Raw genomic sequence first — 14,768 nt, 5'->3', positions numbered from 1 at the left:
GTCGATGCCGACTTCGGTGGCGACGGCGCGGGCCACGGCTTCGTTGTCGCCGGTGAGCAGGACGGGGGTGAGTCCGAGGGCGCGGAGCCGTCGGACGGCCTCGGCGCTGGTGGGCTTCACCGCGTCGGAGACGACCAGTACCGCGCGCGCCGCGCCGTCCCAGCCGACGGCGACGGCGGTCCGGCCCGCCGCCTCCGCCGCGGACTTGGCGGCGGCCAGCTCGGGCGTCAGCTGCTGGCTCCAGTCGTTCAGCAGCCGCTCGCGGCCGACCAGCACCGCGTGACCGTCGACGATGCCCTGGACGCCGAGGCCCGGTACGTTCGCGAAGTCCTCGGGCACCGGCAGCGCGCCGGACGGTTCGGCGGCCTCCGCCGCCGAGGCGATGGCACGGGCGATCGGGTGCTCGGAGGAGTGCTCCAGGGCCCCGGCCAGCCGCAGCGCCTCCCTCCGGGTCACCCCGTCGGCGAGGTGGACGCCGGTCAGCGTCATCACACCGGTGGTCACCGTGCCGGTCTTGTCCAGGACGATGGTGTCCACCCGCCGGGTCGGCTCCAGCACCTCCGGCCCCTTGAGCAGGATGCCGAGCTGGGCGCCGCGGCCCGTACCGACCATCAGCGCGGTCGGCGTCGCGAGGCCCAGGGCGCAGGGGCAGGCGATGATCAGGACCGCGACCGCGGCGGTGAAGGCGGCCACCGCGCCCTCGCCGGTGCCGAGCCAGTAGCCGAGGGTGCCGACGGCGAGCGCGATGACGACCGGTACGAAGACCGCGGAGATCCGGTCCGCGAGCCGCTGCGCCGCGGCCTTGCCGTTCTGCGCGTCCTCGACGAGCCGCGCCATCCGGGAGAGCTGGGTGTCCGCGCCGACCCGGGTGGCCTCGACGACCAGCCGGCCGCCCGCGTTGACGGTGGCGCCGGTGACGGTGTCGCCGGGGGCGACCTCGACCGGGACGGACTCGCCGGTGAGCATCGACGCGTCCACCGCGGAGGACCCCTCCACGACCCGTCCGTCGGTGGCGATCTTCTCGCCGGGGCGTACGACGAACCGGTCGCCGACGTTCAGCTCCGCGGTGGGGATGCGGACTTCGCGGCCGTCGCGCAGTACGGCGACGTCCCTGGCGCCCAGTTCGAGCAGCGCCCGCAGCGCCGCGCCCGCCTTCCGCTTGGAGCGCGCCTCGAAGTAGCGGCCGGCCAGGATGAAGGTGGTGACTCCGGCCGCCGCCTCCAGATAGATGGAGCCGCTGCCGTCGGTGCGCGCGATGGTCAGCTCGAAGGGGTGCGTCATACCGGGCATGCCCGCGGTGCCGAAGAACAGCGCCCACAGCGACCAGCCGAACGCCGCCAGGGTGCCCATCGAGATCAGCGTGTCCATCGTGGCGGCGCCGTGCCGCAGGTTCGTCCAGGCGGCCTTGTGGAACGGCCAGGCGCCGTACACCACCACCGGGGCGGCCAGGGTCAACGACAGCCACTGCCAGTTGGTGAACTGCAGGGCCGGGACCATCGCCATCAGGATCACCGGTACGGAGAGGACCAGGGCGGTGAGCAGGCGCTGGCGCAGCGGGGCGAGCGCGTCGGCGTCCCGGTCCGCGCCGGCCGTGCCCTCGTCGTCGCGGGCGGCCGGCGGCGCCGGGACCGCGGCGCTGTATCCGGTCTTCTCGACGGTGGCGATGAGGTCCGCGGCCTCGATCCCGCTGCCCTCCGCGACCGCCACCTCGGCCTTCTCGGTGGCGTAGTTGACGGTGGCGGTGACGCCCTCCATGCGGTTGAGCTTCTTCTCGATGCGGGCCGCGCACGAGGCGCAGGTCATCCCGCCGATCTCCAGCTCGACGCGGTGCGCGTCGGTCGCGGTGGTCATGACTGCTCCTCGGTGGGCTGGGAGTGCCGGACGGGCTGCACGGGCAGTACGGGTTGCGAGTGCTGAGAGTGCTGCGAGTGCTCTGCGGGCCGGGAGTGCGGTGCCGGACCGGCCCGGCCGTCGCCGCCGACCGCGCGGCCGAGGCCGAAGCCGCCGGCGAGGACGACGAGCAGGATCAGTGCGTAGCCGCCGAGCTTCACCGGGGTGGTCAGGGCCGTCATGGCGTACTCCTCATCGCGGGATTCCCGTATGCCGTCGGACGACGGCGGCACCGTCATCCATCACGGAGAACCATATACCCCCCTGGGGTATTCCCGCCATGCGTCCGTCACACGGCACCGGCTTCCTCGTCCGCCGCGCCGGGGGCCGTCTGCGGAGCCGCCCGCGGGACCGCCTTCGGGACCGTCTCCGGGGCGGTGTCCGCGGTGGCGCCCGTTGGCACGCCCGGCCCCGCGACCCCCGTCGCCTCCGTATCCCGTGTATCCCCCGCATCCCTCGCGTCCCCCGCGTCCGGCTCCGCCGCGCGCGTGGCCCGGCCGCCCAGCGCGCGCAGGTACGCGGCCAGTTCCGGCGGTTCGTGGACCGTGAACTCGCAGCCCAGCAGGGCCAGCCGGATGGCCAGCCGCTCCAGCGAGTCGGGCTGGCTGACCACCCGGCAGGACCCGGCGTCGACCGGCTCGACCGTGCCCGCCGCCGGGCCGCCCAGCCGGGCGGAGACCGCCGCGGCCGGTGCGTACACCGTCGCCACCGCCCGGTAGGAGGGGTGCAACCCGCGCATCCGCTCCCGGACGTAAGCGGCGGCGTCGGCGGCGGGCAGCGTGCGCGGCGGGGTCCGGACGCCGGTGGGGAACGGCTCGGTCAGCCGGTCCACCCGGAAGATCCGCCAGTCCTCGCGGTCGTTGTCGTATGCCACGAGATACCAGCGGCGCCCCGCCGCGACCAGCCGGTGCGGTTCCACCAGGCGCTCGCTGCGGGCGCCGGCGCCCGCCCGGTAGCGGAACCGCACCCGCTCGTGGTTGGTGACCGCCGCGGCGAGCACCGTCAGATGCTCCGGGTCGACGGTCGGGTCGTCGCCGGCCGGCATCGGGACGGTGGCCGTGCCGAGCGTGCCGACCCGCCGGCGCAGACGGGCGGGGAGTACCTGTTCGAGTTTGGCGAGCGCCCGTACGGATGCCTCCTCGATGCCCTCGATGGCGTGCCCGGCGGCCGACCGCAGGCCGACCGCGATGGCCACCGCCTCCTCGTCGTCCAGCAGCAGCGGCGGCATGGCGGTCCCCGCGGCCAGCCGGTAGCCGCCGTCCGCGCCCATCGTCGCGTGGACCGGATAGCCCAGTTCGCGCAGCCGCCCGATGTCGCGGCGGATCGTCCGGGGGGTGACCCGCAGCCGCTCGGCCAGCTCGCGGCCCGGCCATTCGCGCGGGGTCTGGAGCAGGGACAGCAGATTCAGCAGGCGTGCCGATGTCTCACTCATGTGTCCCACCCATGTGTCTCACTCATGGCACCGATGATGCCCCTCGATATAGGACCGAAGCCGTCCTACAGGGGACCTAGTGTCGAGACGTCGTCGCGGCAGTGGCGCCGGACATCGGCCCGCCACGGCTCACCCGCGGCTCGCTCCTCGGCGCCGCCCGCAGCCGGTCCTCCGGCCGGTCCGTTCGGCCGTCCGCGCAGCCCTTTCGCTCAGCCTTTCCGCTACTCAGGAGAACGCCTTGACCACCACCGCCCCGTCCGCACCACCCGAGGCGGCCGACCGCAGACGCTGGATCGCGCTCGCCATCGTCCTGACCGCCAGCTTCATGGATCTGGTCGACGCGACCATCGTCAACATCGCCATCCCGAGCATCCGGCGCGACACCGGCGCGTCCTTCACCGCGCTGCAATGGGTCACCGCGGCCTACGCCCTCGCCTTCGCCATCGGCCTGATCACCGGCGGCCGGCTCGGCGACATCTTCGGCCGCAAGAAGCTCTTCCTGCTCGGCATGGGCGGTTTCACGCTCGCCTCCGCGCTGTGCGGGTTCGCCGCGAGCCCGGGAATGCTGATCGGCGCGCGGGTCGTGCAGGGCGCGATGGCGGCGCTGATGGTCCCGCAGGTGCTGGCGATCATCCACGTCAGCTTTCCGGCCCATGAACGCGGCAAGGTCTTCGGGATGTTCGGCGCGGTCATCGGCCTCGGCGCGGTCTGCGGTCCGCTCATCGGCGCCCTGCTCACCGAGGGGGACCTCTTCGGCCTCGCCTGGCGGCCGATATTCCTGATCAACCTGCCGGTCGGCCTCGCCGGCATCCTGCTCGGCCGCCGCTTCATCACCGAGTCCCGGGCGGCCGGGGCACTCCGCCTCGACCTCGTCGGCACGGCGCTGGCCACCGTCGGCCTGCTGATGGTGCTCTACCCGCTCACCCAGGGGCGCGAGGCGGGCTGGCCGGTGTGGGGCTTCGTCTCGATGGCCGCGAGCCCGCTCGTCCTCGCGGTGTTCGTCCGCTACGAGCGCGCCAAGGCCCGCAAGGACGGCTCGCCGCTGGTGGAGCTCTCCCTCTTCCGGGTACGGACGTTCGCCGCGGGCAGCGGTGTCCAGCTGACCTTCGGCGCCGTCAACGGCCTGTTCTTCCTGATCTGGACGCTCCATATGCAGCTCGGGCTGGGCTGGAGTCCGCTGCACGCGGGGCTGACCGGGGTGCCGTTCTCGGTCGCCTGCTCGGCCGCCGCCGGGCTGTCCGTACAGAAGCTGGTGCCGCGCTTCGGCCGGCGGGTGCTGCAAGCCGGTGCGCTGATCATGCTCTCGGGCGCACTGCTCTACATCGGCGTGGCCGGGCACTACGGCACCGCGCTGGTGTCCTGGCAGATGGTGCCCGCGATGGTCCTGATGGGCGTCGGGATGGGCCTGATCGTCGCCCCGATCACCGATTCGGTGCTCTCCGAGGTGCCGGCCGAGCACTCCGGTTCGGCCTCCGGGATCTTCAACACCACCGGCCAGCTGGGCATGGCGCTGGGGCTCGGTCTGTCGTCGGTGGCCTTCTTCGGAGCCGTCGGCGATCCGGACGGCGCCGGGGCCGCCCCGGGTGCCCCGTTCGTCGCCGCCACCACGAACGCCCTGTGGTGGGTGGCGGGCGGTCTGGTCCTCGTCTTCGGGCTGCTGTTCCTGCTGCCGCGGCGGGCACGGACGCGGGGCGCGGCGGCGCCGGCGGCGGACGGCCGGGCCGCGGCGGAGACCGGGACCGAGGCCGGGACGGAGACCGGGCGGGAGCAGCCGGCGCTGGTCTGAGGGCCGGCCCGTGGTCCGGGCGGGGCGTGCCACTGGGCACGTCCCGCCCGGACCCGTCCCGCCCGCCCTGAAAGCCGGGTCCGGCGCATACCCCTGCCCCGCCCCCGCGCGCGATACTGGCCCGGTGTCGATGATCAGCAACCTCCGCAGAGCCGTCCGGCTGCCGCAGCCGCGCACCCGCGGGGTCGACCTCAGCCACCCCGCGCGCTCACCGCTCGGCACCGCCGTCGTCAACTGCGCGGTGTACGCCGACGGGGTACGGCAGCCCGGCGACCACCCGGCCGACGTGGCGATCCGCCAGGTCCGGGAGGGCGGGAACGGTTTCGTGTGGATCGGGCTGCACGAGCCGTCCGAGCGGGAATTCGCCGGCATCGTCGAGCTGTTCGGGCTGCACCCGCTCGCCGTGGAGGACGCGGTCCACGCCCACCAGCGGCCCAAGCTGGAGCATTACGACGACTCGCTGTTCACCGTCTTCAAGACCGTCCGCCATGTCGGGCACGACCGGCTGACGGATATCAGCGAAGTGGTGGAGACCGGCGAGATCATGCTCTTCACGGGCACCGACTTCGTGATCACCGTGCGGCACGGCGGGCACGGCTCGCTGGGCCCGCTCCGCGAGCAACTGGAGAGCGTGCCCGAGCAGCTGGCGCTCGGCCCGTCCGCCGTGCTGCACGCCGTCGCGGACCTGGTCGTGGACGACTACCTGGACGTGACGGCCGCCGTCCAGGACGACATCGACGACGTCGAGAGCGAGGTCTTCTCCGTCCGGGGCAGCCGCGGGGCCGGCCGGATCTACCAGCTCAAGCGCGAACTCCTCGCCCTCAAGCGGGCGGCGGCTCCGCTGGTCCGGCCGGTGCAGGCGCTGGCCGGTGAGCCGATGGACCATGTCGACCCGCGGCTGACGACGTACTTCAGGGACGTCGCCGACCACCTCGACCGGGTCACCGAACAGATCACGGCCTTCGACGAACTGCTGAACTCGATACTCCAGGCGCATCTCGCCCAGGTCACCGTCGCCCAGAACGAGGGCATGCGCCGGATCAGTTCCTGGGTCGCGATCCTGGCCGTACCGACCATGGTCTGCGGCATCTACGGCATGAACTTCACCTACATGCCGGAGAAGGACTGGACGTTCGGCTATCCGCTGGTGGTGGCCGTGACCCTCGCCGTGTGCGGGCTGATCCACCGCGGCTTCAAACGGAACGGCTGGCTGTAGGACCGGCAGGGGTGTGCCGGGCGTCCGGCCGCACCGCCCGCCGGGCCGCCCCGCCTACCGTCCGGACACGTGCCGGGGCCGCGCTGCGCCCCAGCCCACCGCGATCTGCGGCACCAGCAGCACCAGCAGGACGACGAGCGGGACCGTCCAGCTGCCGGAGGCGTCGTGGACGGCGCCCAGGACGGCCGGGCCGGTGGCCGCGAGGATGTAGCCGAAGCACTGGGCCATGCTGGAGAGCTGGGCGGTGTGCCGGGTGTCCGGCGCGCGCTGGACGATGAACAGCAGCGCCAGGCTGATCGCCGCGCCCTGGCCGAGGCCGAGCAGCGTCATCCACACATAGGCGCCGCCGACCGGCGCCACCAGCATCCCCGCGAAGCCCGCCGCGCACAGCACCGCGCCGAGGGTGACCAGCGTCCCGGCGCGCAGCCGCCGGCCGACGACGACGGGGGCCAGGAAGGAGCCCGCGATACCCAGCAGGGACGAGAAGGAGAGCATCCAGCCGGCGTCGCCCGCGCTCATCCCGGCGTCCTTGAGCATCGTCGGCAGCCAGGCGGCGGCCGCGTAGTAGCTCAGCGACTGGAGGCCCATGAAGCCGGTGACCTGCCAGGCCAGCGGGGAGCGCCACAGCCCGCGTACGGGGTGCGCCGCCTGCCGGGCCGCGTCCGCCGATACCCGGGTACGGGCACGGGTCTGCGGCAGCCAGCAGACCAGCGCGACCACCGCCAGCGCGCCCCAGCAGGCGAGCGTCGCCTGCCAGCTCATCCCGGTCGCCTGCTGGACGGGCACGGTGATACCGGCCGCGAGCGCGGCGCCGCCGAACAGCGACATGGAGTACAGACCGGTCATCAGCCCGGCGCGGGCCGGGAAGTCCCGCTTGATCAGGCCGGGCAGCAGCACATTGGCGACGGCGATACCGGCGCCGATCACGATCGTCCCGGCGAACAGCGCCACCACCGAGTCCAGCAGCCGCAGCGCGGTGCCCACGCAGATCAGCGCCATCGTGGCGAGCAGCGACCGCTCCATGCCCAGCCGCCGCCCCAGCCGGGGCGCGAGGGGCGCCAGCAGGCCGAAGCAGAGCAGCGGCAGCGCCGTGAGCAGGCTGGTGGCGGCGGCCGACATCCCGCTGTCGGCGCGGATGGTGCCGGCCAGCGGGGAGACGGCGACCAGGGCGGGCCGCAGGTTCAGCGCCAGCAGGATGACGCCGACGCCGAGGTAGAGCGCCTGCCGTCCGGTGATGCCGGACGGGGCGGCGGTGGGCGCGGGTCCGGCCGGTGCCGGGGCGGCGGGGGAGACGGTGGCGGTGGGGCCACCGGTCGGTATCGGTCCTTCGTCAGGCATGGTCGCCCTCTCCGCCCGAGCTGTCCGCCGGGATGTCCGTGATGGTGTCCGTCGTGGCCGCCGCCGGGGTGCGCCCGGCTCCGGCGCCGTCGTCGGGGCCCGGTTCGCGCAATGCGTCCATGGCCTCGGTGAGGTGTGCGAGCGCCGCCCGCTCGGCGGCGTCGGCGTCCCGCGCCTCGATGGCGTCGACGATGGCGGTGTGCGCGTGGAGCTGATGGCGTACCGCGTCGGGCAGCGGCGTACGCACCACCGCCTGCAGCGTCGCGTGCAGCGCGTCGCCGAGATGCTCGTACAGCTCGGCCAGCACGCTGTTGTGCGCCGCGGCGGCGACCGTGCGGTGGAAGTGCATGTCCGCGTCGATGAAGGCGGCCACATCGCCGCTGTCCCAGGCCCGGCCGCGCTCGGCCAGCGCCCCGCGCAGCGCGGCGAGGTCCGCGTCGGTGCGGCGTTCGGCGGCGTAGCGCGCGGCGTCCCGCTCCAGGCTGGCGCGTACCTCGTACGCCTCCAGGTTCTCGGCCCGCCGCAGCCGCCGCTGCACGGCCGCGCCGAAGTCGCTGCGGGCGCGGACGTAGGTCCCGTCGCCCTGCCGCGGCTCCAGCATCCCGGTGTGCACCAGCGCGCGGACCGCCTCCCGGACGGTGTTGCGGCCGACGTCGAGCTGCTCCACCAGCACCGGTTCCGCGGGGATCTTCGTCCCGACCTCCCACTCGCCCTCGGCGATCAGCCGTTCCAGTTGCTCGATGACCAGGTCCACCAAGCTCGTACGGGCGGTGCTGCGCAGCGGCATCGGGCGCCGTCCTCCTTCTCGTCGGCCACGTCCATGACGTCCCCCGGCGCATGGGCATGCCATCCGCACAGGTATTCCTCACCATGGATATTCCACCGGTGATGGGAACATCCCATGTTTAGCGCTGTCAAATGAGCGGGGTTAACCTGAGGGCGTCGGCGGTCCCCGTGACCGCCGCGCGGCGGTGGGGCCCGCCGTACCCGAACCGCGGCGCATCCGCCGCCAACGGTCCCTGCTTGCACCGGAACGCGACGCGGCGGCGAGTGGGAGACGTATGAGCAAGGAATCGGGCGGGCAGCCGCCCTGGCGCGGGCAGTGGCCGGTGATCGGCGCGGTCGCGGTGGGCGGCGCCCTCGGCGCCTCGGCCCGCTACGGCGCCTCGCTGATCTGGCCCACACCCGGCGGCACCTTCCCCTGGACGACCCTGGGCGTCAACGCCGTCGGCTGCGCGCTGATGGGCGTCCTGATGGTGCTGATCACCGAGGTGTGGTCGCCCCACCGGCTGGTCCGCCCGTTCCTCGGCACCGGCATCCTGGGCGGTTTCACCACCTTCTCGACGTACGTGGTGGACATCCAGCGGCTGGTGGCCGCCCGGCGGGCGGCCCTGGGCATGGCCTGTCTCGGCGCCACGGTGCTCGCCGCGCTGACCGCCGTCTGGGCCGCGATGGCGGCCACCCGCGCACTCCTCGAACGAAGGCGGCGATCGGCATGACGCGTGACGCGATGCGGCGCGACGGGGCGCGCGGCGCCGCCCGCCTCGACGGCCCGGCGCTGCGGCTCACCGTCCTGGTCGGGGAGCGCGATGTGTGGCACCACCGGCCGCTGTACGTGGAGATCGTGCACCGCGCCCGCGCGGCGGGGCTCGCCGGGGCCAGCGTCTTCCGCGGTATCGAGGGCTTCGGCGCCGCATCCCTGATCCACACCCAGCGGCTGCTGTCGCTGAGCGAGGATCTGCCGGTCGCGGTCGTCATCGTCGATACGGAGGAACGGGTGCGCGCCTTCCTCCCGCAGGTGGACGAACTCCTCGTGACCGGCGGCCTGGTGACCCTCGAAGCCTGTGAGGTCATCACCTACCGGGGCCCGGCCCCGGCCGGCGGCGCGCACCCGGACCCGGGCACGGATACGGGCATGGATACGGATACGGGCATGGACGGTACGGACAGGGGAGCGGAGAAGGGCGGGCGCGGGTGAACTGGGTGCTGGTGGTGGTGGGCGCGATGGTGGGGGCGCCGCTGCGATTCCTCACCGACCGCTTCGTGCAGTCCCGGCACGACACGGTCTTCCCCTGGGGGACGTTCACCGTCAATGTCGTCGGCAGTCTGATCCTCGGCGTGCTGACCGGCGCGGTCGTCGCGGGCGCCGCCTCCGCACACGTCCAACTCCTCGTGGGGACCGGGCTGTGCGGTGCGCTGACGACCTATTCGACCTTCTCCTACGAGACGCTCCGGCTGGCCGAGGACGGCGCCCGGTTCTACGCCGTCGCCAATGTCCTGGCCGGTGTTGTCGCCGGACTGGGCGCCGCGTTCGCCGGCGCGGCCATGGCCCAGGCGCTGTGGGGCTGATCCGGCCGGGCGGACACCGGCCGGCCGTGGACCACACCGCCCCGGACCGCCCCCGATCCTGCCCTGATACCCGACTTGCCCCCGTCTCCGCCACCGGCTCGTTTCGTCCCTGATCGCCGACTTGATTCCGACCGGGGCCTGACGAACGATCACCCCGTAAACTTGCGGGTATCTCCGACACGGGTTCCGGCGCAGTCCCGCCGCGAGTTCGGCGGGACGGGTGGGGTCGGCGGGACCGGCAGAACCGCTGGAATTCGCGTAATCGGGAGAATCGGGAGAGCCCATGGCAGAGGTGTTCCTACGGCGTCTGACCAGGTGGCAGGCGGAGACCCAACGGGAGTCCGTGGCCGACCTGTACGTCGCGGCGCGGCGCGGACCGTCCGCCGATGACGGCGAGGGGCGGGAGGAGTTCCTGCGCCGGTTCGCCGAGCACGACATCCAGCGCCCCGGCTTCGAGATGGTCATCGGCGGCGATCCGGCGCTGGCCGGCTGCTGCTACGGCTACGCCGCGGACCGCGACGGCGAGTGGTGCCGCGACTTCCGCGGCGAGGTGCCGCAGGAACTGCGCGAACTGGGCGCCGCCGGGCGGCTGTTCATCATCGCGGAGCTGATGGTGCTGCCCGCCTACCGGCGTACCCGGGTGGCCACCCGGCTCCAGCAGACGCTGCTGATCCGCAGTACGGCCGCGATGGCGGTCGCCCTGGTCGCACCGGACAACGCACCGGCCGGGGCCGCGTTCCGTTCATGGGGCTGGCAGCCCGCCGGCTGGCCGCAGCCGGCCGGTGAGCGGTCCGACCGGGAGGCGTGGAGCCGGTCGTTGCCGTGACCCGGCGGCCGGGCGGCGCCGCGCTCCGGCCGGTGCCGCTCCCCCGGGCGCGCGGGTGCCCCGGGTACGTCCGGGCCGGGCGGCGGCCCCGGACATGCGAACACGGTGGGGCCCGGGAAGAGCCCCACCGTGTGTGCGCATACGAAGGATGCGGTGCTGCCGGGCCGCGCGCCTAGCGCAGGCCGGCCAGGCCGTTCGCCCAGAGCTGGTTGACCCGCGCGCGCTCGGTCGCGTTCGGCTGGGTGTTCTGGCAGGACGTACCGGGGCCGCCGCCGGACATCAGCTCGCTGCACGGACCCGAGTAGTGGTCCGGCAGACCCAGGACGTGACCGGTCTCGTGCGCGGCTACGCGGGTGGAGTTGTACTCCTGGTTCTGCTGGTAGTCCAGGAAGACGTAGCCCGAGCCGTGACCGTCGGTGCTGGCGTACGAGCCGCGCGGGTCATTGCCCTCGCGGTACTGGAAGTCGCCGCCGCTGCCCGCCTGGAGCTTCACGTTCTGTACCGCGCTGTTCCATATCTGCGCGGTCTGCGCTATCTCGCCGGCGAACGTGGGGGCGCCGCTGGCGTCATAGGTGACGGTGACCGTCTTCAGGCCCGGGTGCGCCTTCATCTTCGCCTTGGCCGACTTCATCACGGCCTGGAAGAACGCCTTCGTGTCGGCCTTCTCCGCGGCCGAACCGGTGTACGCGGCGATGGAGGCGCGCGTGCTGTGGGAGGGGGAGGTGGGGGAGGCTGCCGACACCGGTGCTGCAGCGGTGAGTGCGGCGGCGAGGCCCAGGCCGAGCGCTGCCGACAGCGCCGTCTTGGGAGATCTCATGTGGGGGCTCCTTAATTTCCGAGGGCCGTACGGTCGCCGTGTGGGGCGGCGGCCGGGGCCCTGCGGATTTCTTGGTGCCGCCGAGTCTGGACGGAGTTCACCTGGGGGACGGAGATGTCAGGTGGCGATAGCACCAGGCAATACCCCGGACAAAAAAGGAGTGTTCGAGCAGGTTTGAGAGTCTGGTGTGACAGGCGCGAACGTCGTTATGCTCCCGGCGTGGAGCTCGAAGTGAGGCACCTTCGCGCACTGTGTGCCATCGCCGACTCCGGCAGCGTACGCAAAGCGGCCCGACAGCTGGGGATGACCCAGCCCTCCTTGTCGACCCAGCTCCACCGCATCGAGAAAGCCCTCGGTGGCCAGCTGTTCTTCCGAGAAACGACCGGCAGCAGGCCGACGCCGCTGGGCCACTCCGTACTCTGCCGGGCCCGCCCGATACTGGCCGAAATGCGGGCGCTGATCGACGAGATCGCCGCGGCGACCGTGCGTGACCGGGACACCCGGCTGCACATCGGCAGCACCAGCAGCCGCGCGGTGGCCGGCTGGCTGCGCCGGCTGCGGGCCCGGCTGCCGGGGACGGACCCGACGATAAGGATCGACGTCTCCGCCAACGCGCTGCTCCAGATGGTCGCCGTGGGCCAGCTCGACGTCGCCTTCGTGCACGAGGTCGAGGGCGCGCCGCTACGGGTCCCCGAGGGCCTCGCCATACACGAACTCATCGCCCGCGAGCCCCAGTTCATCGCCCTGCCCATCACCCATCCGGCGGCCGCCCGGCCGGTCGTCAAACTGGCGGACCTCGCCGACGACCAGTGGATGGTCGACCCGACGGTGGACGGCGAATGGGCCGGCCTGCGCCGCATCTGGACCGCGGCGGGCGTCAACCCCCGGGTGGTGCACGGCGATTACCTCACCGCCGCGGACCTGGTCGCCGCCGGCGAGGTCGTCACCCCCTGCCAGCCCACCTCCCGCCCCCGCCACGGCATGACCATCCGCCCCCTCCACGGCGACCCCCTGGCCGTCCGCCTCTTCATGGCCTGCCGCCCAGACGCCCCCCTGGCCGCCCCCGCCGAAGCCCTCTTCGCGGACCTGGCCTCCTCCTACCACGAGATCGCCTGGGCGAGCACCGTCTACCGAGCCTGGCTGATGCGGCATGAGGGGCCGCTGCCGGTGGCTACCTGAGATGGGGTTGGGGCGCCCCGCCCTGGACACACGACCGCACCCGGTCTGGCGCGGACTCGGGGTGGGGGCCGGTGGACCGGGGGCGGTTGGTGGGGCGCTGCGGAACCCCTTCCGGCAATTCAACGGTGATTTCGTGCACTTCTGCCAAAAGGGCGGTGGACGCGGTCGAACAGAAGTGAACGAGGAGATCGAGCAACAGCCCCTTCAGCCGCTGCGGGCAGTGGATATCTCTATCGCCAGCCGTCGAGGGAGACCTCGGGGCCTCCCGCAAGGTATTGGTGGAGCGCGCTTGAGGTGGTGTCCACGAAGTCCCCGGGAATGGCGTCGGCATCAACCCAGCAGACCCGGGCGTGCTTGTGCGGCTCGCGATTTTCGGGTTCGCCGGTCCATTCGTGGGCGGCGAAGACGACGGTGAGGAATCCGTTGGGGGCCTCCACGCCCCAGGCGCCGTGGATGATGTGCGCGACCTTCAGAGACCCCCGCTTTACGGTCAGGCCGGTCTCCTCGTAAAGCTCGCGTACGGCCGTTTCCGTGATGGGCTCGCCCGGTTCACTCTTGCCGACGGGGAGGTCCCACATGCCCGGGGCGAATTTGGCGTTCTGGCCGCGTTGGAGGAGGACGACGCGGTTGCTGGTCCTGTCGTGGACGATGACGGCGGCGACCAGCAGGGTCATCGATTCGAGCGCCGGCTTGAGGGCCTTCGGATGGTCGTCGCTCTGCTGGGGCATGGGGGTCCCTTCGCCGGACTGGTTGTTGAACGAGGGCTCCGCGGGTGCGGCGTCGCCGCCACAACAGTTCCGCGGAAGAGAGCAGTTCGGACAGGTTCGCCGCGACCTGTCTGTGATCAGGAGCACGGGAACCACGCGGGGGAGGCTGCGCCACGGCCGGTCCATCCGCAAGCTGCGTCCGTCAGGGGCGATCGATTCGGTGCTGTTGCCAGCGCTGTGCGGCGTCAAGCAAGTTCCTTGTCCAGTCGTCCGGGGCGGCGCCCGCGATCTCTTTCCAGAGGTTCGCGCTGGCGTGGGCGAAGGCGTCCACTGCTCGGGGTGGTGCCGATGCCCAGGCGGGAAGAAGTGCGACCGACTCCTCCGCGTCAGATGGCGTGTGGCCCGCCGCGATAAGCCAGATGACCCAGTGGGCCGGATCGAGCCAGGCGGCTCCGCGGGTTGCCCAGCCCCAGTCGACGAGGTGAGCGCGGTCGTGGGTGATGAGAACGTTGTGGTTGTTCCAGTCCGTGTGGAGCAGCGCGTCCCCTGCGAAAGCTTCCGCGTCCGCAGAGTCGGCGACGTAGTGGGCCAGACGTTGCTCGGCGTGCCGAAGTTCGATGTCAGGGCAGGGGAGCAAGGCAAGCTCTCGGAGGGCGTCGGTGACCTTGGGCAAGTCGGGTGAGCCTGGGGAGTAGTCGGCGTGGTGGCCGTCGATGGCCTCAAAGCCGAGGACGTCCCAGCCGTCGGCGATGACGTGGAAAAGCAGACGAGGGGCCAGCGGGGTCACGTAAGAGTTGATGTCTGCCTCGCGCTGCTGCGTCCAGGCCCAACGGTGGTCGGCGCGCAGCCCCTTGAGGAAGACGACTCCGCCGGTGGTGTGTGCGAGTGCGGAGAGGGAGCTGTTGAGACCGGTACTGACATTTTCGATCTTGAGGATTGGGCCGGTCTCGGCCTGGATGGCGCTGCGGGCGCCGGACGGGAGTCCGTCGAAGGTGATGGGGGTGGCGGGCATGGTCGTCAGGTTTCCAGGTCTACGTGCCAACAGGGGCTCCCAACACGAAGTGCTGCCGGAAGCCCCTGTCTCAGCAATCAGTTGTACGGGTTGTCGTCTCCGCAGCCGGGCGTGGAGGCCGCAGCGAAGGCGTCCACGTCTTCGATGAGGATGATCTCCTCATCGGGCTCGGACTGCGGGCGGATGGGGACGATCTCGACTGCTACTGCGGTCATG

Annotated in this window: 16 protein-coding genes; 7 read left to right on the top strand and 9 right to left on the bottom strand. The window is 72.3% G+C overall.

Going from position 1 to position 14,768, the window contains the following annotated elements; translation table 11 throughout:
* The 3 genes from IH09_RS14075 to IH09_RS14065 form a co-directional block, all read right to left on the bottom strand.
* On the bottom strand, positions 1–1,851 hold a 1,851-nt coding region (locus tag IH09_RS14075; protein WP_052856531.1), incomplete at its 3' end, for a heavy metal translocating P-type ATPase.
* Positions 1,848–2,072 carry a hypothetical protein gene (locus IH09_RS14070; protein ID WP_190233281.1) on the bottom strand — a complete coding sequence of 75 codons (225 nt, stop codon included), beginning with the start codon at positions 2,070–2,072 and terminating at the stop codon, positions 1,848–1,850. The genes IH09_RS14070 and IH09_RS14075, both read right to left, overlap by 4 nt.
* A gap of 107 nt (positions 2,073–2,179) precedes the next feature.
* Positions 2,180–3,322, bottom strand: coding sequence for a helix-turn-helix transcriptional regulator (locus IH09_RS14065; protein ID WP_110952275.1), 1,143 nt, complete (start codon positions 3,320–3,322; stop codon positions 2,180–2,182).
* A gap of 238 nt (positions 3,323–3,560) precedes the next feature.
* On the opposite strand from IH09_RS14065, the gene IH09_RS14060 reads away from it, so the two are divergent.
* Both IH09_RS14060 and IH09_RS14055 read left to right on the top strand, forming a co-directional pair.
* Positions 3,561–5,108: an MFS transporter gene (locus IH09_RS14060; RefSeq protein ID WP_052856527.1), complete on the top strand. Its 1,548-nt coding sequence runs from the start codon at positions 3,561–3,563 to the stop codon at positions 5,106–5,108.
* A 130-nt stretch (positions 5,109–5,238) separates the two neighbouring features.
* Positions 5,239–6,324, top strand: a complete 1,086-nt coding sequence (locus IH09_RS14055) for a magnesium and cobalt transport protein CorA (protein ID WP_052856525.1) — start codon at positions 5,239–5,241, stop codon at positions 6,322–6,324.
* Between the two features lie 54 nt (positions 6,325–6,378).
* Here IH09_RS14055 and IH09_RS14050 read toward each other — a convergent pair whose 3' ends face one another.
* Both IH09_RS14050 and IH09_RS14045 read right to left on the bottom strand, forming a co-directional pair.
* Positions 6,379–7,662 carry a CynX/NimT family MFS transporter gene (locus IH09_RS14050; protein WP_110952274.1) on the bottom strand — a complete coding sequence of 428 codons (1,284 nt, stop codon included), beginning with the start codon at positions 7,660–7,662 and terminating at the stop codon, positions 6,379–6,381.
* Positions 7,655–8,449, bottom strand: a complete 795-nt coding sequence (locus tag IH09_RS14045) for a FadR/GntR family transcriptional regulator (protein ID WP_110952273.1) — start codon at positions 8,447–8,449, stop codon at positions 7,655–7,657. Before IH09_RS14045 ends, IH09_RS14050 begins: the two co-directional genes overlap by 8 nt.
* Before the next feature lie 274 nt (positions 8,450–8,723).
* Between IH09_RS14045 and IH09_RS14040 the strand changes: the two genes are divergently transcribed.
* The 4 genes from IH09_RS14040 (at position 8,724) to IH09_RS14025 (ending at position 10,837) form a co-directional block, all read left to right on the top strand.
* Positions 8,724–9,161, top strand: a complete 438-nt coding sequence (locus IH09_RS14040) for a fluoride efflux transporter FluC (protein ID WP_052856523.1) — start codon at positions 8,724–8,726, stop codon at positions 9,159–9,161.
* Positions 9,162–9,172: 11 nt separating this feature from the next.
* Entirely contained in the window at positions 9,173–9,640 is a 468-nt protein-coding gene (locus IH09_RS14035) for a DUF190 domain-containing protein (RefSeq protein ID WP_094793139.1), read from the top strand.
* On the top strand, positions 9,637–10,011 hold the full coding sequence (gene crcB / locus IH09_RS14030) for a fluoride efflux transporter CrcB (protein WP_052856521.1): 375 nt from the start codon (positions 9,637–9,639) through the stop codon (positions 10,009–10,011). Before IH09_RS14035 ends, crcB begins: the two co-directional genes overlap by 4 nt.
* A gap of 283 nt (positions 10,012–10,294) precedes the next feature.
* Positions 10,295–10,837, top strand: coding sequence for a hypothetical protein (locus IH09_RS14025; RefSeq protein ID WP_052856519.1), 543 nt, complete (start codon positions 10,295–10,297; stop codon positions 10,835–10,837).
* A gap of 172 nt (positions 10,838–11,009) precedes the next feature.
* Here the strand turns inward: IH09_RS14025 and snpA are convergent, their stop codons facing one another.
* The gene (gene snpA / locus IH09_RS14020; protein WP_052856518.1) at positions 11,010–11,654 is read right to left on the bottom strand and encodes a snapalysin; all 645 of its coding nucleotides are present in this window, start codon (positions 11,652–11,654) and stop codon (positions 11,010–11,012) included.
* 219 nt (positions 11,655–11,873) lie between these two features.
* Between snpA and IH09_RS14015 the strand changes: the two genes are divergently transcribed.
* Positions 11,874–12,833, top strand: coding sequence for a LysR family transcriptional regulator (locus IH09_RS14015; RefSeq protein WP_052856517.1), 960 nt, complete (start codon positions 11,874–11,876; stop codon positions 12,831–12,833).
* A gap of 230 nt (positions 12,834–13,063) precedes the next feature.
* Here the strand turns inward: IH09_RS14015 and IH09_RS14010 are convergent, their stop codons facing one another.
* The 3 genes from IH09_RS14010 to IH09_RS39010 all read right to left on the bottom strand — a co-directional run bounded on the left by IH09_RS14010 (position 13,064) and on the right by IH09_RS39010 (position 14,767).
* Positions 13,064–13,561: an NUDIX domain-containing protein gene (locus IH09_RS14010; RefSeq protein WP_052856516.1), complete on the bottom strand. Its 498-nt coding sequence runs from the start codon at positions 13,559–13,561 to the stop codon at positions 13,064–13,066.
* A gap of 181 nt (positions 13,562–13,742) precedes the next feature.
* The gene (locus tag IH09_RS14005; protein ID WP_052856515.1) at positions 13,743–14,552 is read right to left on the bottom strand and encodes an aminoglycoside phosphotransferase; all 810 of its coding nucleotides are present in this window, start codon (positions 14,550–14,552) and stop codon (positions 13,743–13,745) included.
* 77 nt (positions 14,553–14,629) lie between these two features.
* On the bottom strand, positions 14,630–14,767 hold the full coding sequence (locus IH09_RS39010) for a hypothetical protein (RefSeq protein WP_172450535.1): 138 nt from the start codon (positions 14,765–14,767) through the stop codon (positions 14,630–14,632).
* Position 14,768 lies beyond the last annotated feature (1 nt).

Origin of the sequence: Streptomyces celluloflavus (assembly GCA_000720995.1) — a bacterium.
In the GTDB taxonomy this organism is placed as follows: Bacteria; Actinomycetota; Actinomycetes; order Streptomycetales; family Streptomycetaceae; genus Streptomyces; species Streptomyces celluloflavus.
The sequence above is the reverse complement of the archived record's forward strand: the minus strand, read 5'-3'. Positions and strand labels throughout refer to the sequence as shown.